16 protein-coding genes are annotated in these 21,439 nt (G+C 68.5%); 9 read left to right on the top strand and 7 right to left on the bottom strand.

What is annotated here, in order from left to right; genetic code table 11:
* Positions 1-126 precede the first annotated feature (126 nt).
* Positions 127-588, bottom strand: a complete 462-nt coding sequence (locus tag Q0812_RS01335) for a DUF4282 domain-containing protein (RefSeq protein WP_341923456.1) — start codon at positions 586-588, stop codon at positions 127-129.
* Between the two features lie 73 nt (positions 589-661).
* Entirely contained in the window at positions 662-1,597 is a 936-nt protein-coding gene (locus Q0812_RS01330) for an NAD(P)/FAD-dependent oxidoreductase (protein WP_302108492.1), read from the bottom strand.
* A 119-nt stretch (positions 1,598-1,716) separates the two neighbouring features.
* Between Q0812_RS01330 and Q0812_RS01325 the strand changes: the two genes are divergently transcribed.
* From Q0812_RS01325 to Q0812_RS01315, 3 genes are all read left to right on the top strand, one after another.
* Positions 1,717-2,931 (top strand): NADP-dependent isocitrate dehydrogenase, encoded by a 1,215-nt coding sequence (locus tag Q0812_RS01325; protein ID WP_302108491.1) that lies wholly within the window; start codon positions 1,717-1,719, stop codon positions 2,929-2,931.
* A 105-nt stretch (positions 2,932-3,036) separates the two neighbouring features.
* Complete coding sequence (locus tag Q0812_RS01320; protein WP_302108490.1) at positions 3,037-3,600, top strand: DUF2939 domain-containing protein; 564 nt, start codon at positions 3,037-3,039, stop codon at positions 3,598-3,600.
* A 4-nt stretch (positions 3,601-3,604) separates the two neighbouring features.
* Positions 3,605-4,597: a glycerophosphodiester phosphodiesterase family protein gene (locus Q0812_RS01315; protein ID WP_302108489.1), complete on the top strand. Its 993-nt coding sequence runs from the start codon at positions 3,605-3,607 to the stop codon at positions 4,595-4,597.
* Here the strand turns inward: Q0812_RS01315 and alaS are convergent.
* Positions 4,594-7,242 carry an alanine--tRNA ligase gene (gene alaS, locus Q0812_RS01310; protein ID WP_302108488.1) on the bottom strand — a complete coding sequence of 883 codons (2,649 nt, stop codon included), beginning with the start codon at positions 7,240-7,242 and terminating at the stop codon, positions 4,594-4,596. The two genes, Q0812_RS01315 and alaS, sit on opposite strands and share 4 nt — an antisense overlap.
* A gap of 329 nt (positions 7,243-7,571) precedes the next feature.
* Here alaS and Q0812_RS01305 point away from each other — a divergent pair, with 329 nt between their 5' ends.
* A complete protein-coding gene (locus Q0812_RS01305; RefSeq protein WP_302108487.1) occupies positions 7,572-7,934 on the top strand; it encodes a thiol-disulfide oxidoreductase DCC family protein in 363 nt (120 codons plus the stop codon).
* A gap of 272 nt (positions 7,935-8,206) precedes the next feature.
* Here Q0812_RS01305 and recA read toward each other — a convergent pair whose 3' ends face one another.
* The 4 genes from recA to nhaA form a co-directional block, all read right to left on the bottom strand.
* On the bottom strand, positions 8,207-9,292 hold the full coding sequence (recA, locus tag Q0812_RS01300) for a recombinase RecA (protein WP_302108486.1): 1,086 nt from the start codon (positions 9,290-9,292) through the stop codon (positions 8,207-8,209).
* A gap of 168 nt (positions 9,293-9,460) precedes the next feature.
* Positions 9,461-11,257, bottom strand: a complete 1,797-nt coding sequence (locus Q0812_RS01295) for a DUF885 domain-containing protein (protein ID WP_302108485.1) — start codon at positions 11,255-11,257, stop codon at positions 9,461-9,463.
* A 123-nt stretch (positions 11,258-11,380) separates the two neighbouring features.
* Positions 11,381-14,026: a TonB-dependent receptor gene (locus Q0812_RS01290; protein ID WP_302108484.1), complete on the bottom strand. Its 2,646-nt coding sequence runs from the start codon at positions 14,024-14,026 to the stop codon at positions 11,381-11,383.
* Between the two features lie 190 nt (positions 14,027-14,216).
* Entirely contained in the window at positions 14,217-15,425 is a 1,209-nt protein-coding gene (gene nhaA / locus Q0812_RS01285) for a Na+/H+ antiporter NhaA (protein WP_302108483.1), read from the bottom strand.
* Between the two features lie 153 nt (positions 15,426-15,578).
* On the opposite strand from nhaA, the gene Q0812_RS01280 reads away from it, so the two are divergent.
* From Q0812_RS01280 to Q0812_RS01260, 5 genes are all read left to right on the top strand, one after another.
* Positions 15,579-16,292, top strand: coding sequence for an SIMPL domain-containing protein (locus Q0812_RS01280; RefSeq protein ID WP_302108482.1), 714 nt, complete (start codon positions 15,579-15,581; stop codon positions 16,290-16,292).
* Between the two features lie 46 nt (positions 16,293-16,338).
* The gene (locus Q0812_RS01275; protein ID WP_302108481.1) at positions 16,339-17,760 is read left to right on the top strand and encodes a protein adenylyltransferase SelO; all 1,422 of its coding nucleotides are present in this window, start codon (positions 16,339-16,341) and stop codon (positions 17,758-17,760) included.
* Between the two features lie 51 nt (positions 17,761-17,811).
* Positions 17,812-18,288 carry a MerR family transcriptional regulator gene (locus Q0812_RS01270; protein WP_302108480.1) on the top strand — a complete coding sequence of 159 codons (477 nt, stop codon included), beginning with the start codon at positions 17,812-17,814 and terminating at the stop codon, positions 18,286-18,288.
* A gap of 2 nt (positions 18,289-18,290) precedes the next feature.
* Complete coding sequence (locus Q0812_RS01265; protein ID WP_302108479.1) at positions 18,291-20,075, top strand: acyl-CoA dehydrogenase C-terminal domain-containing protein; 1,785 nt, start codon at positions 18,291-18,293, stop codon at positions 20,073-20,075.
* Positions 20,076-20,213: 138 nt separating this feature from the next.
* On the top strand, positions 20,214-21,377 hold the full coding sequence (locus Q0812_RS01260; RefSeq protein WP_302108478.1) for an acyl-CoA dehydrogenase family protein: 1,164 nt from the start codon (positions 20,214-20,216) through the stop codon (positions 21,375-21,377).
* The last annotated feature ends 62 nt before the right edge of the window (positions 21,378-21,439 follow it).

Here is a 21,439-nt window from a genome sequence, read left to right as displayed (position 1 = left end):
AGTCGTTCGGTCGCCTTTCCTTCTCCCCTCGTGGGAGAAGGGTTCAGCGGGTCAGTTGGCGCGACTGGCAGGTTTGGCAGGTTGGCACGCGATTTTGCGGCATGACGCCCTGCCAAGGGGCAGGTCTCAGATCTTCGAAACCAGGTCCGCGTCGCCCTTGTCGCCGATGTCGCTGGTCTGGGCCGGAGCCGGAGCCGCAGAGGGCCGGGCCGCGCCCACGCCGTGGTCCTGCTCGACGAAGGCGCGCATGACCCTCAGATCGTCGGCGATGCGGAACAGGGCCACGTACAGCTCGCAGAAGGACCGCCACAGAAGGCCCATCACCAGCAGCACCAGCAGGCCCGCCACCAGCACCGGCACCGCCAGGATCCAGCTCATGATCCCAGGTTCGCGCAGGGCCACGCCGACCGCCCCGCCGATGACGGAGAAGCCGCCCAGCACCAGCAGGGCCAGGCCGCACCAGTAGATGATGTGGATGACCGGCCCGGTCATCAGCCTGTCGAAGGTCAACAGGTCCCAGAACAGGGCCTTCATCGAGGTCTTTTGGAAGCCCTTGATCGAGGGGCGCGGGGTGGTTCGCCGGGGCATGGGCCTCGCCCTTCAGGGGAAAATGACTGTCCTTGAGCTATCAGGGGCCGCCCAGGCGCGCAACGCTCCTGCGTCAGTCCACGGTCCATCCGTCGGCCTCGCGCAAGGCGTTGTGGATGGCCGTGGCCGCCACGGCGGCCTCGGCGGTGGCCACAGCGATCTGGTTCAACCCCCTGACCACATCGCCACAGGCGTAGAGCCCCTTCACGCTGGTCCTCTGATGCTCGTCCACGGTCAGCCGCCCGTCCTCGGCCCGCGCCGCGCCGAGCGTCTCGGCCAGTCCGGCATTGGGCCTGGTCCCCAGCGCGGAATAGAGGAAGTCGAAGTCGCGATACTGGCCGCCCCAGCACAGGGCGGTGGCGTGATCCCCGTTCAGGCGCACCGCTTCAACCGGCCCTTCGATCAGGGTCGCGCCCATTTCCTCCAGCGCCCTGCGCTCGGTCAGGGCCTCGGGCGGGCCCATGTGAACCAGGGTCACGTGGCGGGTGAAGGTGCGCAGGAAGGCCGCCTCACGCACGCCCATGTCGTCCCGGCCCAGCACGGCCACCCGTTTGCCCGTGGCCTCGTAGCCGTCGCAGATCGGACAGATACGCACCAGCGAGCGGCGGATGGCGTCCTCCAGGCCCGGCAGGGGCGGCAAGCGATCCTCGACGCCCGTGGCCAGCACGACGGCCCGCGCCCTCAGTTGCCGCCCGGCCAAGTCGGCGACGAAGTGATCGCCGTCAGGAGTCAGGCGCTCGACCCGGACCGGCTGGATCACGGCGCCGTACTCTTCAGCCTGCTCGCGCATACGGGCCAGAATGTCCTTGCCCGCGATGCCTTGGGGAAAGCCCGGCATATTGTGGCTGACGGGTATCCAGCCGGCGCGCGGCTCGCCCCCGTCCGCCACCAGAACCCGCCGCCGGAAGCGGGCGAGATAGGTTGCGGCAGCCAGGCCGCCCGGCCCCGCCCCCACCACCAGAACGTCCAGCGGCGCCTGGGGGGAAGGTTCGGTCGGATCGGCGGTCATGGGGTGCATGTCCACTCAACGCGGCAGGGGCGGATCCGTCGCCTCGGCCTTTGCGCCGGGGGACAGGCTCGCTATACCGCCCGCGACTTCCCTGAACCCCCGTTCGACAGAGAGAGCCCATGGCCAAGATCAAGGTCGCCAACCCCATCGTGGACATCGACGGCGACGAGATGACCCGGATCATCTGGCAGATGATCAAGGACAAGCTGGTTTTCCCCTACCTGGACGTGGAGCTCGACTACTACGACCTGGGCATGGAGAACCGCGACGCCACCGACGATCAGGTGACGATCGACGCGGCCGAGGCCATCAAGCGTCACGGCGTCGGCGTGAAGTGCGCGACCATCACCCCCGACGAAGCGCGGGTGAAGGAGTTCAATCTCAAGAAGATGTGGAAGTCGCCGAACGGCACCATCCGCAACATCCTGGGCGGCGTCGTCTTCCGCGAGCCGATCATCTGCTCGAACGTGCCGCGCCTGGTGCCGGGCTGGACCCAGCCGATCGTCGTCGGCCGCCACGCCTTCGGCGACCAGTACAAGGCCACCGACTTCCTGATGCCGGGCAAGGGCACCCTGTCGATCAAGTTCGTCGGCGACGACGGCCAGGTGATCGAGCACGAGGTCTACAAGTCCCCGGGCGCCGGCGTGGCCATGGGCATGTACAACCTGGACGCCTCGATCATCGAGTTCGCGCGGGCCAGCTTCGCCTACGGCCTGAACCGAAACTATCCGGTCTATCTCTCGACCAAGAACACCATCCTCAAGGCCTATGACGGCCGCTTCAAGGACCTGTTCCAGAAGGTCTTCGACGAGGAGTTCGCCGACCAGTTCAAGGCCAAGGGCCTGACCTATGAGCACCGCCTGATCGACGACATGGTGGCCGCGGCCATCAAGTGGTCCGGCGGCTTCGTCTGGGCCTGCAAGAACTACGACGGCGACGTGCAGTCGGACGTGGTGGCGCAAGGGTTCGGCTCGCTGGGCCTGATGACGTCGGTGCTGATGACGCCGGACGGCAAGATCCTGGAGTCCGAGGCCGCCCACGGCACCGTGACCCGCCACTACCGCCAGCACCAGAAGGGCGAGGCCACCTCGACCAACTCGATCGCCTCGATCTACGCCTGGACCCGCGGCTTCAAGCATCGCGGCAAGCTGGACGGCAACCAGGCCCTGATCGACTTCGCCGAGACGCTGGAGCGCGTCGTGGTCGAAACCGTCGAGAGCGGCTCCATGACCAAGGACCTGGCGCTGCTGGTCGGCGATCAGCAGGGCTGGCTGACCACCGAGGGCTTCATCGACAAGGTGGCCGAGAACCTGAACAAAGCCATGGCGGCCTGACGGTCCTTGGGCGGGGCCCCGCGCCCCGCCCTCCCCGCCCGCGCGAGAACAGTTGGCGTGGAGCCGGATCGGCCTTAACTCGGTTAGTCAGAACCGGAGGCTTTGATGCGCGCCCTCTCCAACCTGCTCGTCGCGGCGATCATCCTCGCCGCCCTGGCCTTTGTGGCCGCCCCCTTCGCGGCCTTCTTCGGCGTGCGTTCGGCGGGCCAGGCCCGGGACATTCAGGCCCTGGCCGATCTGGTGGATTTCGACGCCGTGCGCGCCTCCCTGCGCCCGCAGCTGTCCGGTCAGGCCGCGGATCAGACGCCGCCGCCCTCGATCCTAGCCGACCCCGTGGGCGCGATCCGCCGCCAGCTGGAACAGGCCAGGCCCGGCCCCGATGTGGACGCCTATCTGACGCCCGAGGCCCTGGCGGGCCTGACCGACGGCGAAGGCCGCTTCGCCTCGCAGCGCACCGCCGAGGACGCCGTGCCGGGCACCAGCTTTCGCGAGCCCTGGCCCCAGCCCAAGTACTGGGGTGTGAACCGCATGCGCTTCGCCGTCGCCGATGAGGGCGGATCCGAGACCATCTTCACCTTCGAGCGGCGCGGGATCTACGCCTGGAAGCTGGCGCACATCGGCCTGCCCGAAGGCGCGGGGCCGGAAGCCCAGGTCCCGGCGAGCCGCTGACCCCATGCGCGGCATCATCCTGGGCGCGGCGGCGGTCGTCGTCACCGGCCTCTACCTGCACAACGCCTCCTGGCCGGCCGATCCGGACAACGAGTTCGCCGTCCTGGCTCACCGCGGCGTCCACCAGACCTATCCCAGCGAGGGCCTGACCCGCGACGCCTGCACGGCCACGCGCATCCACCCCCCGACCCACGCCTTCATCGAGAACACCCTGCCCTCCATGCGTGAGGCCTTCCGGCTGGGCGCGGACGTGGTCGAGATCGACATCCACCCCACCACCGACGGCGAGTTCGCGGTCTTCCACGACTGGACACTGGACTGCCGCACCAACGGCCAAGGGGTCACGCGCGAACAGACCATGGCCTATCTGAAGACCTTGGACGCGGGCTACGGTTACACGGCGGATGGCGGGCGAACCTATCCGCTGCGGGGAACGGGCGTCGGCGCGATCCCGACCCTAGCCGAGGTGCTGGAGGCCTTTCCTGACCGGCGATTTCAGATCAACATCAAGTCCAACGACCCCAGCGAAACCGACCGGCTGGCGGCCTATTTTCTGGCGCGCCCGCACCTGAGGGCCGAGCGGGTGAGCTTCTTCGGCGGCGACAGGCCCATTCGGCGCCTCCGGGAGGTGGAGCCTCGGCTCGCGGCGGCCAGCAAGGGCCAGATGAAGGCCTGCCTGAAGGACTACATGCTGACCGGCTGGACCGGCCACGTCCCAGAGTCCTGCCAGGGCACGGTGCTCATGGCTCCGGAGGGGATCCGCACGATCCTCTGGGGCTGGCCCGACCGGTTCCTGGAACGCATGCAGCGGGCGGGGACCGAGGTCTGGGCCGTGGGCGGGATCAAGCGTCAGGTCCAGTCCGTCGAAGGGATCGATACGCCCGAGGCCGTGGCCCGCCTGCCCCGCTGCTGGCGCGGCGGGGTGCAGACCGACCGCATCGAGGTGGTCGCCGAGGCCCTGGCCGAGCATCGGCGACGTCTGGCGGACTGCCGCTAGCCCCCCAGCGCCTGCCGGATCGCCGCCAGCCCCTCTTCGGCCTTGGAGCCGTCCGGCGCGCCGCCCTGGGCGAAGTCCGGCTTGCCGCCCGCGCCCTGGCCGCCCATGGCCAGCACCGCCGCCTTGGCCAGCTCGGCCGCATTGACCTTGCCGGCCATGTCCGGCGTCGCCGCCACGGTCACGGCCGCCTTGCCGTCGCTGAGGCCCACTAGGGCCACGACGCCCGAGCCCACCTGCTTTTTGAAGTCCTCGGCCAGCGGGCGCAGCTCCTTGCCGCCGACCCCGTCCAGCACGCGCGCGATCAGCTTGATTCCGCCGATCTCCTCCGGGGCCGCGGCGCCGCCTGAACCGCCGCCCAGAGCGGCCTGCTTCTTCAGCTCGGCCACCTGCTTCTCCAGCGCCTTGACGCTGGACTGCAGGGCCTCGACGCGCGCCGGAACGTCGGCCGGCTGGACCTTGAACTCGCGCGCCAGCCTGCGCGCCACGCCCGCCTGATCGTCCAGCCAGGCCCGCGCCGCATTGCCGGTCAGGGCCTCGACGCGACGGATGCCAGCGGCCACGCCGCCCTCGGAGACGATCTTGAACAGGCCGATGTCGCCGGTCCGCTCCACGTGGGTGCCGCCGCACAGTTCCACCGAATAGGGCTTGGCCTCCATCGGGTCGAAGCCTTCGCCCAGCGTCAGCACCCGCACCTCGTCGCCGTACTTCTCGCCGAACAGGGCCATGGCTCCGGCCGCGATGGCGGCCTCCGGCGCCATGGTCTCAATCCGCGCCGGGGCGTTCTGCAGGATGACCGTGTTCACCTCGGCCTCGATGTCGGCGATCTCGGCCTCGGACAGGGCTGAGTTGTGGCTGAAGTCGAAGCGGATGCGCTCGGCGTCCACCATCTGGCCCTTCTGGGTCACGTGTTCGCCCAGCACGTTCCGCAGGGCCGCGTGCAGCAGGTGGGTGGCCGAGTGGTTGGCGCGCGTCTGCTTGCGCCAAGCCGGATTGACGCTCAGCGACATCTGGTCGCCGACCTTGAAGCCGCCTGAGCCCACATGGACCCGGTGCACGAAAAGGTCGCCCGCCTGCCGGGTGGTGTCGCTGACCGTGACCATGCCGTTGGCCCAGCCGGCGCCCTGGTCGCCCGCCTGGCCGCCGCCCTCGCCGTAGAGGGCGGTCTCGTCCAGCAGCACGTCCACCTCGTCGCCCGCCTCGGCGGCGTCGACCGGCTGTCCGTCCTTGAGGATGGCCAGGATCGTCCCCTTGGACTCATCGGCCTCATAGCCCACGAAGCGGGTCGGCCCATGCTGTTCGCGCAGGCGCAGCCATTCGGCCGCCGAGGCCTGCTGGCCTGAGCCCTTCCAGTTGGCCTTGCCGCGCTCGCGCTGCTCGGCCATGGCGGCCTCGAAGCCCTCGATATCGACGCTCAGGCCCCGCCTGCGCGCCTCGTCCTCGGTCAGGTCCAGGGGGAAGCCATAGGTGTCGTAGAGGGTGAAGGCGGTGGCGCCCGGCACCATCCCGCCCTGGCCGAGCTTTCCGGCCGCCTCGTCGAACAGAGTCATGCCGCGGCCCAGGGTCGTGCGGAAGCGGATCTCCTCCTGCTCCAGCGTGTCGATGATCGCAGCCCGGGCCCGGCCCAGCTCCGGATAGGCCCCGCCCATCTGCTCGATCAGGGTGGGGGCCAGCCGGTGCATCAGGGGCTCCTTGGCGCCCAGCAGGTGGGCGTGGCGCATGGCCCGGCGCATGATCCGGCGCAGCACATAGCCCCGGCCCTCGTTCGACGGCGTCACCCCGTCCGCGATCAGGAAGGAGGACGAGCGCAGGTGGTCGGCGATGACCCGGTGGCTGGGCGCCTCGTCGCCCTCGGCCCGGACGCCGGTCGCCTCTTCGCTGGCCGCGATCAGGGCGCGGAACAGGTCGGTGTCGTAGTTGGAGTGCACGCCCTGCAGCACCGCGCCCACCCGCTCCAGCCCCATGCCGGTGTCGATGGACGGCTTGGGCAGGTTGGTGCGCGTGCCGTCCGCGGCCTGCTCGAACTGCATGAAGACGAGGTTCCAGATCTCGACCCAGCGGTCGCCGTCCTGATCCGGAGACCCGGGCGGACCGCCCGGCACGTCCTCGCCGTGGTCGAAGAAGATCTCGGTGCAGGGGCCGCAGGGGCCCGTGTCGCCCATGGACCAGAAGTTGTCGGACCCCGCGATCCGCGCGATGCGGCTTTCGGGCAGGCCCGCGATCTTCTTCCAGAGGTCGAAGGCCTCGTCGTCATCCACATAGACGGTGGCCATCAGCCGGTCCGGCGAGATGCCGAACTCGCCGGTCACCAGCTTCCAGGCGAACTCGATGGCCTCGGCCTTGAAGTAGTCGCCGAAGCTGAAGTTTCCCAGCATCTCGAAGAAGGTGTGGTGCCGGGCCGTGTAGCCCACATTGTCCAGGTCGTTGTGCTTGCCTCCGGCGCGCACGCACTTTTGTGACGAGGTCGCGCGCGGATGCGGCGGAGTCTCCACGCCGGTGAACATGTTCTTGAAGGGCACCATGCCCGCGTTCACGAACAGCAGGGTCGGGTCGTTCTGCGGCACCAGGGGGGCCGAGGGCACGACGCGATGATCCGCCTTGGCGAAGTAGTCCAGGAAGGTCGAGCGGATCTGGTTCAGGCTGGCCATGGCGTCGTGAGTTCGGGGGCAGGTGCGGAAAGGAAAGCGCCCATATAGAGAGTGCGGCGCGACATAGCCAAGGATCGTTGGGCGAAGGGAGACCTGGCAGGGCGCCAGGCCCGAAAGCGCCGTGCCAAACCGTGCCAAACCGCGCCAAACCGCGCCACATCGAGAGGCGATGGGTGCTCGGCGACCGACGGTAGGCAGCATGGGGCTGTTCCGGGCAGCGGGCGCATCGGGGCACACACGGCGGCCGGCCATGCGGAGAAGACCCGCGAACGTCTGCATTTTCTCGCCACGAGCGGCGGCGTAAAAGGGGCGTATCCAAGGAGCCGCCCATGAGCGAGCTGACGGTCTGGTACGACGGCGCCTGCCCCCTGTGCCGGCGCGAGATCGCGTTCTTCCGCCGACTGGACCGGCGGGGCCACATCACCTTCGTGAACCTGGCCGAGGGCGCGGATGAAAGCTGTCCGCTCGATCCGGCGGAGCTGCTGTCGCGCTTTCACGCGCGCGAGGGCGAGCGGATGCTGTCGGGCGCGGAGGCCTTCGCCGCCATGTGGCGGGCGGTGCCTCTTCTACGGCCCCTGGGCCTGATGGCGCGCAGCCCCCAAGTGCTGCGGGTGCTGGAGGCCCTCTATCGCCGCTTCCTGAGGGCGCGGCCGCGCCTGCAGCGGTGGGCCAGGCGGCTGGAGGGGGCTTAGCCTTTCCTCTCCTTCCTGTCGCGCAGCGATGGGAGGTGGCTGCGAACCTCCAGGCGAGCATAGGGAGGCGTATGCGACGTTCCCACTCCTCCACCGCCTTCGGCGGTCCCCCTCCCCACCGCTTCGCGGCAGGGAGGAGACAGAGCGTTGCTCCCAACATGAACAAGGGCCGCCCAGCGCGAGGCTGAGCGGCCCTTTCACTCACCGGCGGCGTGACGGCCCGCGCGGGTTGGTCGGCGGGTCACACGGGCCGCCGTTCCGGCGAATGATCTCTAGAGGGCGCCGTCCGGTTCGTCCGGATCGCCCTCGGGCGAAGCGGCCAGAAGGTCTTCGGCGATCTTGCCCGCGTTGCCGCGCACCTTGGCTTCGATGTCGGCGGCGATGTCGGGGTTCTGGGCCAGGAAGTCGCGCACGTTCTCGCGGCCCTGGCCGATACGCTGGCTGTCGTAGGAGAACCAGCTGCCGGACTTCTCGATGATGCCGGCCTTGACGCCCAGATCGATGATCTCGCCGATCTTGGAAATCCCCTCGCCGTACATGATGTCGAAGGTGACCTCGCGGAACGGCGGGGCGACCTTGTTCTTGACCACCTTCACCCGGGTGGTGTTGCCCACCACCTCGTCGCGATTCTTGATGGCGCCGATGCGGCGGATGTCGAGGCGCACGGAGGCGTAGAACTTCAGCGCGTTGCCCCCGGTGGTCGTCTCGGGGCTGCCGTACATGACGCCGATCTTCATGCGGATCTGGTTGATGAAGATGACCAGGCAGTTGGACTTGGAGATGGAGGCCGTCAGCTTGCGCAGGGCCTGGCTCATCAGACGGGCCTGAAGACCGGGCAGGCTGTCGCCCATCTCGCCCTCGATCTCGGCCCGGGGCGTCAGGGCCGCGACCGAGTCCACCACCACGATGTCGACGGCGCCCGAACGAACCAGGGTGTCGGTGATCTCGAGCGCCTGTTCCCCTGTGTCGGGCTGGGAGACCAGCAGGTCGTCCAGATTCACGCCCAGCTTCTGGGCATAGACCGGATCGAGCGCGTGTTCGGCGTCGACGAAGGCGGCGACCCCGCCGGCCTTCTGAATCTCGGCCACGGTGTGCAGGGCCAGGGTCGTCTTGCCCGAGGATTCCGGGCCGTAGATTTCGACGATGCGGCCCTTGGGCAGGCCGCCGATGCCCAAAGCCATGTCCAGGCCCAGCGAGCCGGTCGAGACGCTCTCGATCTCGGAGACGACGCCGCCCTTGCCCAGCTTCATGACCGAGCCTTTGCCGAAGGCCCGATCGATCTGGGCCAGGGCCGCCTCGAGCGCCCGCTGCTTGTCGCCGTCGTCCTTGCTCACCAGCTTCAATGCCGCCTTGCTCATCGCCTGTTCCCTTCTTCCAGTGCCACGATTCTGAATGTCACCGGGATGAGGAACCCGCCTTGCCGACACCGGCCCGCCCCCTCAGCGACGCGCCACTATGTGCACCGTTTGTTCTGGTTGGCAAGATGTTCTGTTTTTTCGATACGTCCGATTTTGGCGCGACGGGGCTCAGGCCCGCATACGCTGCTCCAGCACGGCCAGCGGCACCGATCCCGCCTCCAGAACCCGGTCGTGGAAGCGGCGCAGATCGAAGCCTGGGCGCGCCTCGGCCTCGCGCCGCAACCGCGCAATGACCGTATGGCCGATCTTGTAGGCGCAGGCCTGGCCCGGCATCACGCAATAGCGGTTGATCTCGCTGTTGGAGGCGTTCAGCGGCTTCACGCCCGAGTCGGCCATGTACTGGACCGCCCGCTCGCGGCTCCAGCGATGGTGATGGATGCCCGTGTCCACCACCAGCCGCACGGCGCGGAACAGGTAGGACATGAGGAAGCCGACCCGGCCGAGCGGGTCGTCCGCATAGACGTTCAGATCATCGCCGGCCACGGCCTCAGCGTAGAGGGCCCAGCCTTCGTTGAAGGCCGAGAAGCCGTTGGCGCGGCGCCAGGCCGGCAGGCCCTCGGCCTCGCGCTGCAGGGCCACCTGTAGATGATGGCCGGGGCTGGCCTCGTGATAGGTCAGGGTGGGCAGGGCGAACTTCGGCCAGTTCGCCGTGTCGCGCAGGTTGATGTAGTAGGCGCCGGGCCGCGATCCATCCAACGGCGGGCCCTGATAGTAGCCGCCCGGGGCGCCGTTCTCGATGGCCGGGGGTACGCGGCGGATCTCGACGCCTGAGCGCGGCAGGCGGCCGAACACCTCGGGCAGGCGCGGCTCCAGGGCGCGGACCTGGGCGTTGAGCGAGGCCAGCAGGCCCTCGCGGCCCTCGTCGGTACTGGGCCACAGCTGGGCGGGATCGTTGTTGAGAGCCTGAACGCGCTGGCCCACGGTTCCGCCGGTCATGCCCTGGCGGCTCAGGATGGCGTCGATCTCGGCGGTGATCTCGGCCACCTGCTCAAGGCCGATGCGGTGAATTTCCTCGGCGGACAGGTCGGTGGTCGTCCAGGCCTTGAGGGCGAAGGCGTAGAACGCCTCCCCCTCGGGCAGGCGCCATACCCCGGCGTCGTGAACGGCGCTGGGGCGCAGGGCGGCCAGGGTTTCGATCTGGCGAGTCAGGGCCGGCTCGATCTCGGCGTCGACCAGGGCGGCCGCGCGCGCGCCATAGCCGGACAGGCCCAGCGCCGCGGCCTTGCGCTCCAGCGAGCGCACCAGGGCCATCTCCGCGGCGGGCGTGTCGCGCAGGCGCTCCAGCTGGCCGGTGGTCAGGTCCAGGATGAAGTCAGGCGGGACTACGCCCAAGGCGGCGTCGGCGCGAATGCGCTCGCTCTCATGGTCGAGGGCGGGACCGAACTGGGCCAGGCGCGCCAGGAAGGCCTCGGCGCCCGCGCGATCCTCGACGCGGTGGTCGTTGTCCATGAAGTCCGGCACGCTGAAGTAGGCGCCGGACAGCTGGTTGACCACGTAGGGCCCCATGCGGCCGCCGCCCGTGGCCGCGCCGTAGTCGAACTGGGCGCCGCGCCCCTGCGAGTCGGCGCGGAAGCGGGCGATGGCCAGGTTCAGCCGCCCCTCGTCGGACAGCCCCGTCTCATCGTAGCCGGCCAGGGCGCGGGCGCGGCCAGCCAGCTCGGCGCGCAGCGCCGTCCAGCCCTGGCGGGAATAGTCGCCCAGCTGAGACGCGCGATAGGCCTTGTCGCCGCTGTCGAGGCCCAGATTGGTGGCCTGGGTCGGGTTGCGGTCCAGATCCGCTTCGAGCCAGCCGTCCAGCAGGGCGGACAGACGGGCGTCGGCGTCGGCCGCCTGGGCCCACGCGAGGGACGAGGCGCTCGCCATGCCGAGGGCGGTCGCGCCCATGAGAAACTGACGGCGATCCATGGGCGGCCTCCCCTGCTCCTGAAAGAAGAGGCGTCAGATTGGCCCGGCCCCGATGCGCTGCAAAGGGCAAAAAGAAACGGCCGGGGTCGCCCCCGGCCGCTCCAGTCATAGGGTCGCGCGCGCCTAGTAGCGGACGCGGAAGGTGACGCCGTAGGTCCGGGGCTGGCCCAGGAAGGCGTCGTAGGTCTGGGTGTCGGTGTTCGGGTTGTAGAAGGTGCCCGGATACGGGGTGCCCGACGGCTGCGGCGTAGTGCGGTTCGGGAAGGCGTCGCCCTGGGCGAAGCCGTTGAACACCACCTGGTAGTAGTCCTCGTCCGTCAGGTTCTGGCCCCACAGCTCCAGGGCCCAGCGCTCGTCAGCCGGACCGAAGGAGATGCGCCCGTTGAACAGGGTCAGGGCCTCCTGCATGCCGGCGGGCAGCAGGTCGGACTTGGTGTTGTACTCACTGGTGTACTTGGCCGCGAGGTTCAGCCCCAGCATCATATCGCCCGCCAGCGAGCGCTCATAGTTGAACGCGGCGCTGCCCGACCACTCCGGCGCAAAGGACATCTGGCTGCCCGGCAGCAGGGACAGCTGCGGGAAGTTGCCCGGGTTGAACAGGTCGGCGGCCGTGAAGTTGCCGTACTCGGTCTGGGAGTAGGTCAGACCGCCCTGGAACGACAGGCCGTCAACCGGCGTGCGCCAGATCAGGTCCATATCGACGCCCTGGCTTTCCACGGACGGGATCGACTCGACCACGAAGGAGGTGCCCAGGAAGGTATTGAGCTGGAAGTTGTCGAAGGTCTGCCAGAACAGGGTGGCGTTGAAGAGCAGCGAGCCGTCCAGCCAGGTGGTCTTGGCGCCCAACTCGTAGCTGTCGACCGTCTCGGCCGGGAAGAACAGCGTCGAGTTCGGCGTGATGCCGGTCTGCACGCGATCAAGATTGTAGCCGAAGCCCTTGTAGCCGCGGGCGTACGAGCCATAGACCATGAAGTCGTCGTTGAATCGGTAGGTGCCCTTGATGGTGCCCGACCAGTCGCCGTCCGAATGGTCTTCGTTGATGACGCGGTTGTCGTAGAACGGATTGGTCCAGGGCAGGCAGTAGCGGCCGGCGAACGTCTGTGCCGCAGGAGTGCCGGCCACCGGGTTGCCGCCGCCGAGGACCGTGGCGACGGTGGTCAGGTTGGCTAGGTATCCGGCGCAGGCGGCGCCGTTGGTTCCGAGATTGTCCTGAAGACCGTTCAGCGACTTGCTTTCATGGGTGTAGCGAAGGCCCAGGGTCAGCTCAAAGGCGTCGGTCAACTGCCAGCTGTTGTTAGTGAACAGGGCCCAGGTGTCGCTGTCCTGGGTGTAGGTGTCGCGGAAGCCTTGGCCGGCGTCCTGGACAGGGCCGCGCGGCGCCACGAGGCCCACGAGGCAGCCCTGCAGTTCCGGCGCGGTCAGGCCGAGGGCCGTCATACACCCGTAACGGGCGGGGCTGATAGCGATGGCGGGGTTCAGGGCGTTCAGGGCCGCGGTGAACTGGAAGGACAGGAACGGCGAATAGTCCGCGCCGAAGAAGAAGCTGTCGTTCCGCTCGAGGCTTTCCGAGGCGAAGAAGGCGCCGACAAGCCAGTTCAGGCCGCCGCTCTGACCGGCCAGCCGGAACTCCTGGCTCAGCTGATCGAAGCTGGACGTGAACTGACCGTCCTGGGGCCGATAGGCAATGTCGGCGCCGGAATAGTCGATATCCATGCCGTTGTCGGTTTCCCAGGTCCGCCACGCGGTGATGGAGGTCAGGGTCGAGCCGCCGAACAGGTCGAGGTCGAGGTCCGCCTGAGCCGACAGACCCATGTCCTCCATCGCCTGACCGGTGTCGCGGTTGGAGTAGGCCGTGCGCGAGAACGGCAGGTAGTCATAGCCGGGGGGCGGGCCGAAGCCGCCCGTGGTGAACGGACGCACGCCCTCGCCGTTGGTCGCCAGGGCGTTGACGAAGGCCGCCGTCGGGCCGCTGCGGATCTGCACAGCGGCGCAGCAGTTTTCGTCGCGGCTGGTGTAGTCGGCGATGATGCGGATCGAAGCGTCGTCGCTGGGCAGGAACAGCAGCTGGCCGCGGGCGGTCCAGAAGTTCTGGTCAGCGTCCTCGGTCAGGGTGCGCGGGCCGTCGCCGAGCAGCACGTCATAGAAGCCGTCACGCTGGCCGGCGCCCACATAGAGGCGGCCCGCCACGGTCTCGCTGAGCGGACCGGTGACGGCGCCGTTCAGGCGCCAGGCGCCGAAGTTGCCGTAGGTGGCCTCGCCGGAGAAGCCGGGCTCGAAGGACGGGGCCTCGGTCAGGATGTTGATGACGCCGGCCGAGGTGTTCTTGCCGAACAGGGTGCCCTGCGGACCCTTCAGCACCTCGATGCGCTGCAGTTCGCCCAGGTCGCCGAAGCCGACGCCGTTGCGCGGACGATAGACGCCGTCAATGACGATGCCGACCGAGCTTTCCAGGCCGGGGTTGTCGCCCACCGTGCCGATGCCGCGGATGCGCGCGGTCGTCGAGGCCTCGGTGGTAGTGGAGGTGACGGTCAGGCCGGGGGTCAGGATCTGCAGATCCTTGATGTCATGGACGCCGGCGTCTTCCAGCATTTCGCCGGACAGGGCCGTCACCACGATCGGCACGTCCTGAAGGCTCTGCTCGCGCTTCTGCGCCGTGACCACGATCTCCTCGACCGCGGTGGGTTCCTCTTGGGCGAAGGCGGCGCCCCCGGCGACCATCGCCATGACGGCGGCGGAGGCGGTGCTACGAAGAGCCAGTGAAAAGCGCATGGTCGTCCCCGATTGTCATTGGGCGCCGTTGGCCGGCGACCCTGTTTCCGATCCCTATCCCGGCGCTATTTTGAGCTGTCGCCGGATTCCTGACCGAATTGCGTAATCCAAGCCGCCCCGCTCAACAAGAAGGCGGCGAGATTTCGACAGGCCGAAGCCTCGTCTGTGACGGAAAAACGACAGTAAACGCTTACGCTGCGTCAAGAACCGCGTCGTCCTCGCGGCAGCGTTTACGCCACGCTGCAGCTCGCGACAGAACGAGCATGCCGACCAGACCCGACAACAACGACCCGGCGATGACGCCCAGCTTGACCTCGGTCTCTATCTCGACCGGCGCGCCGGGGAAGGCCAAGGCACCCAGGAACAGGCTCATGGTGAAGCCCACGCCGCACAGCAGGGAGACGCCGTACATCTCGCTCCAGCGGGCGTTGGAGGGCAGGACGCCCAGTTTCAGCCTGCAGGCCAGCCAGGCCAGACCCATGACCCCGATCTGCTTGCCCAGGAAGAGGCCCAGGGCGATGCCCAGCGCCACCGGCGAGAAGAGAGCCAGAGGCGACAGGCCGGCGAAGGAGAAGCCCGCCGCGGAGAAGGCGAACAACGGCAGGATGAAATAGGCGACCCAAGGGTGAAGGGTCTCCATGAAGTTCTTCAGGGGGCCCTCGACGCCGGGCTTGGGCGCGTTGATGGGCACGACCAGGGCCGTGGCCACCCCGGCAAGCGAGGTGGAGATGTGCGCCTCCATGGCGAAGCCCCACACGAGCAGGAAGCCCAGCACCCACCAGACGAAGGACAGCTGGAAACGGCCGATCAGCGCCAGCGCCGCCAGCACGACGCCCGCGCCGAGCAGCGGCGGCAGGGTCACGCCGTCGCTGTAGACCGCCGCGATGATGGCCACGGCGCCCAGGTCATCGACGATGGCCAGGGTCAGCAGGAACACCCGCAAGGACGCGGGCAACGACGAGGCCACCAGAGCGAAGGCCGCGACCGCGAAGGCGATGTCCGTGGCCACGGGGATCGACCAGCCGCGCGGATCGCCGCCCAGGGCGCCGGTGACGCCCAGGTAGACCAACGCCGGGCCGACCATGCCGCCGACGGCCGCCAACACCGGCAAGGCGAGCTTTTTCGGATTGGACAGTTCGCCCCGGAGGATCTCGTATTTGATCTCGAGCCCGACGACGAAGAAGAAGATGGCCATCAGGCCTTCTTTGATCCACTCCGAGACGTTTTCCGTGAGGGACCAGGCGCCGATACGCACCGGGATGTCGGTCTTGAGAATGCCGAAATAGGCGTCCGCCCAGGGCGAATTGGCGAGGACGAGGGCCGACAGCGCCGCGATGGCCAGGAAGAGTCCCGAGGCCGCTTCGGTCTTGAAGAAGTCCAGCGTCAACCGCCGCGCCATGGGCTGCTCCTTGTTCTGTCTGCCTTTGCCGTTAGCGACGGGGTTAGCAGGGGGGGACGGGCGTTTCAAAGAAAACCGGCATGCGGCCGGGCCGATTGACAGCGGCCAAGCTTGAGCGCCTCCTCCGTGGTGAGGCCTAGAGCGAGGCGCGAGATGGCGGACAATTCGTTGGTTACGGGCGTGGTCGCGGGCGGACTGGTCGCCCTGGGGCTGGTGGGCGCGGGCGCCTTCGTCGGCAACGGGATCATCCACGCCAACGCAGGCGACCGCACCGTGCTGGTGCGCGGCTTGGCCGAGCGCAACGTCCAGGCCGATCTGGCCGTGCTGCCGATCCGCTTCACGGCCTCGGGCGAGGTGCTGTCCGAGGTGCAGGCCAAGATCGACAGCGACCTAGTCATTGTGCGGCGGTTCCTGGCCCGGCAGGGCTATCCGGAGAGCGCCGTGACCCTGGGGCGGCTTGAGGTGGCGGACACCCGCTCACGCGAGTACTCGAACCAGCAGGGGCCGCGCTTCATCCTGGCCCAGACGGTGGTGGTCAGAACCGGCGACGTGGCTCGCGTGCAGGGCACGACCCGGGCCATGAACGACCTGGTGCGCCAGGGCGTGGTGATGCAGGACTTCGCCGGACCCACCTACATCTTCACCAAGCTGAACGACGTGCGCCCGGCCATGATCGCCCAGGCGACGGCGGCGGCCAGATCGGGCGCCCAGCAGTTCGCCGAGGACGCCAATGCGCGCCTGGGCCCGATCAAGGAAGCGACGCAAGGCTCCTTCGAAATCCTGGACCGTGACGGCGTGGGCGAGGCCAGCCAGTCGCCCGACCAGAAGGTGCGGGTCGTCACGACGGTGCGGTATCAGCTGCGCTAGGCCCGGCGCCGCTTGCTCCCCGGCATCTGAGCCCCATCTGGCGTTGATGCCCGTCTCGTCCGCCTATCGCCCCGAGCCCCGCTTCTTCGACCTGGGGGACGAGTACGGCGACGCCGTGCGGGCGGCCGATTTTCCCCAAGCCATCCTGCGCTTCCGCAATGACCGCGCCGCCGCGCAGGTGGGGCTGGAGACGCTGACCGATCAGGAGTGGGTCGCCCATTTCGGCCGCTTCGAGGCGTTGCCGGGACAGCCCGGCCCCGTGGCCATGCGCTATCACGGGCATCAGTTCCGCACCTACAATCCCGACCTGGGCGACGGGCGCGGGTTCCTGTTCGCACAGTTGCGGGACGCCTCGGGACGCCTGCTCGATCTTGGAACCAAGGGCTCGGGCCAGACGCCCTGGTCCCGGTCCGGCGACGGGCGGCTGACCCTGAAGGGCGGGGTCCGCGAGGTGCTGGCGGCCGAGATGCTGGAGGCGCTAGGCTTGCCCACCAGTCGCGCCTTCTCGCTGATCGAGACCGGCGAGGCGCTGGAGCGAGGGGACGAGCCCTCCCCCACCCGATCCGCCGTCCTGGTGCGGCTGTCGCACAGTCATGTCCGCTTCGGCACGTTCCAGCGCGCCGCCTACTTCGACCGCGTGGACATGATCGGGGACCTGATCCGGCATGTGCTGGAGCTGTACTATCCGGAGCTTCCGCGCACGGGCGACCCGGCCATCGACGGGCCGGTGATGTTGGAGGCGGTCGCCAGAGCCTCGGCGCGGCTGGTCGCCCGCTGGACGGCCGCCGGGTTCGTGCACGGGGTTCTGAATACCGACAATTTGAACGTGACGGGCGAGAGCTTCGACTACGGCCCCTGGCGCTTCCTGCCCGCCTACGAGCCGGGATTCACCGCCGCCTATTTCGACCGCACCGGGCTCTACGCTTACGCCCGCCAGCCCGAGGCCGTGTTCTGGAACCTGCAGCAGTTGGCCGCCTGCCTGCGCCTGGTCGCCGAGAGCGAGCCTCTGATCGATGCACTGAACACCTACGGCCCGGCCTATGGCGCCGAGCTGGCCGGGGCCTTCCGCCGACGGCTGGGCGTAGCGGACGCGGGCGAGGCGGCGGGGACCGCGCTGGTCGAGGCGACGCTGGCTCTGCTGAAGGCGCACAAGGCGGCGCTGCGGTTCGAGCCGGTCTTCTTCGACTGGTTCGGCGGCGAGGCGTCGAGCGCCCGCGCGCTAGAGGGACCGCGCGCCGCCGCTTATCGCTCGCCTGAGGGCGAGGCGTTCCAGGCGGCGCTGGTGGCCCAAGCGCCCGACCGCCCGGAACGGCTGAGCCATGCCTACTTCGCGGGGTCCGAGCCGCAGGAGATGCTGATCGACGAGGTCGAGGCCATCTGGGCCGCCGTCGACCGCGACGACGACTGGACGCCCTTCCACGACAAGATCGTAGCGACGCGCGCGGCGGGGGCTGCGTACGGACTGTAGGGCCACGCCAAAAAACCTTCCCTTTACGTCCGCGTCAAGTTATGAAGCGACATGGCCCCGAGCGACGATCACCGGACCTACACTATTCGCCAGCTGTGCCGGGAGTTCGGCGCCACGGCCCGCGCCCTGCGCTTCTATGAGGACAAGGGCATGCTGTCCCCGGCGCGCAAGGGCCAGACCCGCGTCTACAGCGCCCGAGATCGCGCCCGGCTGAAGCTGATCCTGCGCGGGCGGCGCATCGGATTCTCACTGTCCGAGATCCAGGAGATGCTGGACCTTTACGACCGCAAGGACGGCAACGCCCACCAGATGGCCGTGGCCCTGCGCCGTCATCGCGCCCAGATCGAGGCGCTGAGGCAGCAGCGCGAGGACCTGGACGCGGCCATCGCCACCGCCGAGGAGGCTTGCGCCTACATGGAGCAGCGCCTGGCCGAGAGCCGCCCCGACCTGCTGCCGGGCGGCGCCGAGTACCACACCGTGCTCAGCGCCAGCCTGGATGACGACACACCCCTGACCGCGAAAGGCTGACCATGCCCTACCAGGCGCCCGTGCGTGATCTCGACTTCCTGCTCAACGACATGCTGGGGGTGGAGCGCTACGCCAACACCCTGCCCGGCTTTGCGGACGTGTCGGCCGACCTGGTGCGCCAGGTGCTGGAGGAAGGCGCGCGCTTTTCCGACGAGGTCATCGCGCCCCTGAACAAGGTCGGCGACCAGCACGGTTGTAAGTTGGACGCAGGCAAGGTCACCACGCCCCCCGGCTGGAAGGAGGCCTATCACCAGATGGTCGAGGCCGGCTGGCCGGCCCTGGCGGCGGACCCCGATTACGGCGGTCAGGGCATGCCCTCGGTGCTGGCCCTGGCGGTCGGCCACATGACGGCGGCGGCCAGCCCGGCCTTCTCCATGTACCCGGGCCTGACCCACGGCTGCTACGAGGCGCTGCACGCCAACGGCTCTGAGGAGCAGAAGGCCAAGTACCTGCCCAAGCTGGCCTCGGGCGAGTGGGGCGGGACCATGAACCTGACCGAGCCCCAATGCGGCACGGATCTGGGCCTGATCCGCACTAAGGCGGTTCCGAACGGCGACGGCAGCTATTCCATCACCGGCCAGAAGATCTGGATTTCCTCGGGCGAGCACGACTTCACCGACAACATCATCCACCTGGTGCTGGCCCGCATCGAGGGCGCGCCGGAGGGCATCAAGGGCATCAGCCTGTTCGTCGTGCCCAAGTTCATCGTCAACGACGACGGCTCGCTGGGTGAGCGCAACGGCGTCGAGTGCGCGGGCCTCGAGCACAAGATGGGCATCCACGGCAACGCCACCTGCGTCATGGCCTATGAGAACGCCAAGGGCTGGCTGGTCGGGACCGAGAACAAGGGCATGGCGGCCATGTTCGTCATGATGAACGAGGCGCGCCTGGGCACCGGCCTGCAGGGCCTGTCCATCGCCGCCGCCGCCTATCAGGCCGCCGCCGAGTTCGCCAAGGAGCGGCTGCAGGGCCGCAGCCTGACCGGCCCGAAGAACCCCGAGGGCCCGGCCGATCCCATCATCGTGCATCCGGACGTGCGGCGCATGCTGCTGGAGGCCAAGGCCATCGTCGAGGGCGGCCAGGCCTTCATCCTGTGGACCGCGCTTCAGGCAGACATGCAGCGTTCGCCCGAGGAGGCCCAGGCCACCAAGGCCAAGGACTACATGGCGCTGCTGACCCCAGTGGTGAAAGCCTACCTGACGGACCGCGGGTTCCACGCCGCCAGCCTGGCCATGCAGGTGCACGGCGGCTCGGGCTATACCGAGCACTACCCGGCAAGCCAGTACCTGCGCGATGCGCGCATCACCATGATCTATGAGGGCGCCAACGGCATCCAGGCGCTGGATCTGGTGGGACGCAAGCTGGCGGCCAACGGCGGCCGGGCCATCATGACCTGGTTCTCCGAGATCGACGCCTATGTGGCCGAGCGTCAGGGCGACGGGCCGCTGAAGCCCTTCATCGACGGCCTGGCCTCCTCCAAGGCCAAGCTGCAGGAGGCCACCATGTGGCTGATGCAGAACGGCATGCAGAACCCGGACAACGCGGGCGCGGCGTCGACCGACTATCTGCACATCTTCGGCCTGACGGCGCTGGCCTATATGTGGGCTCAGATGGCCGAGACGGCGCAAGCGCGTATCGACGCCGGGGAGACCGACCCCTACTTCGCCGGCAAGATCGCCACGGGCCGCTATTTCGTCGAGCGCATGCTGCCGGACGCCGACGCCCACCTGGCCAAGCTGAGGACTGGGGCGGACGTGCTGATGCAGATGCCGGCCGAGGCGTTCTGAGCAAGGCCCGCCTCCTCCCCGTCGCGCGAGCGATGGGGAGGTGGATCGGCGGCGAAGCCGACGAGACGGAGGGGTCTCGTTCCCCTCCACCACTTCGTGGTCCCCCTCCCCATTCGGGGAATGGGGAGGAGACTTAAGATGAACATCCTCAACGCCCCCGACCCGGAGTTCATGCAGGAAGAGGAGATCACCCTCTTCTCCGACAGCGTCGGCAAGTGGATCGACGAGCACGCCTCGCCCGAGGCCGTGCAAGGCTGGCTTGAGAACAGCTCCGTCCCGCGCGAGCTGTGGACCCAGGCCGGCGAGGCGGGCCTGCTGGGTCTGTCCATGCCCGAGGCGGACGGCGGCATGGGCGGCGACTACCGCCACGAGGTGGTGCTGATGCGTCAGCTAGGCTGGAAGGGTGCGGACCACTTCGGCATCTCGCTGCACAACGCCATCGTCATGCCCTACGTCTGGCATTACGGCACGGCGGAGCAGAAGGCGCGCTGGCTGCCCCGCCTGCAATCGGGCGAACTGATCGGCGCCATCGCCATGACCGAGCCAGGCGCGGGATCTGACCTGCAAGGGATCAAGACCTCCGCCCGCAAGGACGGCGGCGCCTACGTAGTGAACGGGTCCAAGACCTTCATCACCAACGGCCAGCTGGCCAACTTCATCATCGTGGTGGCCAAGACCGACCCGGCCGAAGGGGCCAAGGGCACCAGCCTGATCGTGGTCGAGACCGACGGCGCGGAAGGGTTCGAGCGCGGCCGCAACCTCCACAAGATCGGCATGGAGGGGAACGACACCTCCGAGCTGTTCTTCAACGACGTGCGCGTGCCGGCCGAAAATCTGCTGGGCGGGACCGAAGGGCAGGGCTTTGTCCAGCTGATGCAGCAGCTGCCGCAGGAGCGGCTGAACATCGCCGTGCAGGGCATCGCCGCCGCCGAGCGGGGCCTGGCCGCCACCCTGGACTACGTCAAGGAGCGCAAGGCGTTCGGCAAGCGCGTCATCGATTTCCAGAACACCCAGTTCCAGCTGGCCGAGGTGAAGACCAAGCTGAGCGTCGCCAAGGTGTTCGTGGACCACTGCATCGGCCTGCATCTGCAAGGCAGGCTCGACGCCGTGACCGCCTCCATGGCCAAGTACTGGTGCACCGACATCCAGGGCGAGACCATCGACGCCATGCTCCAGCTGTTCGGGGGCTACGGCTACATGAACGAGTACCCGATCGCCCAGCTGTACAAGGATGCGCGGGTCCAGCGCATCTATGGCGGCACCAACGAGATCATGAAGCTGCTGATCGCCCGGTCGTTGTAGCGGCGTCGACGCCATACCCCCGAGATCAAGGCGAGCGCCGCGTTGACGGCCCGTTAGGAGCG

This window comes from Peiella sedimenti (assembly GCF_030504955.1).
In the GTDB taxonomy this organism is placed as follows: domain Bacteria; phylum Pseudomonadota; class Alphaproteobacteria; order Caulobacterales; family Caulobacteraceae; genus Brevundimonas; species Brevundimonas sedimenti.
The sequence above is the reverse complement of the archived record's forward strand: the minus strand, read 5'-3'. Positions and strand labels throughout refer to the sequence as shown.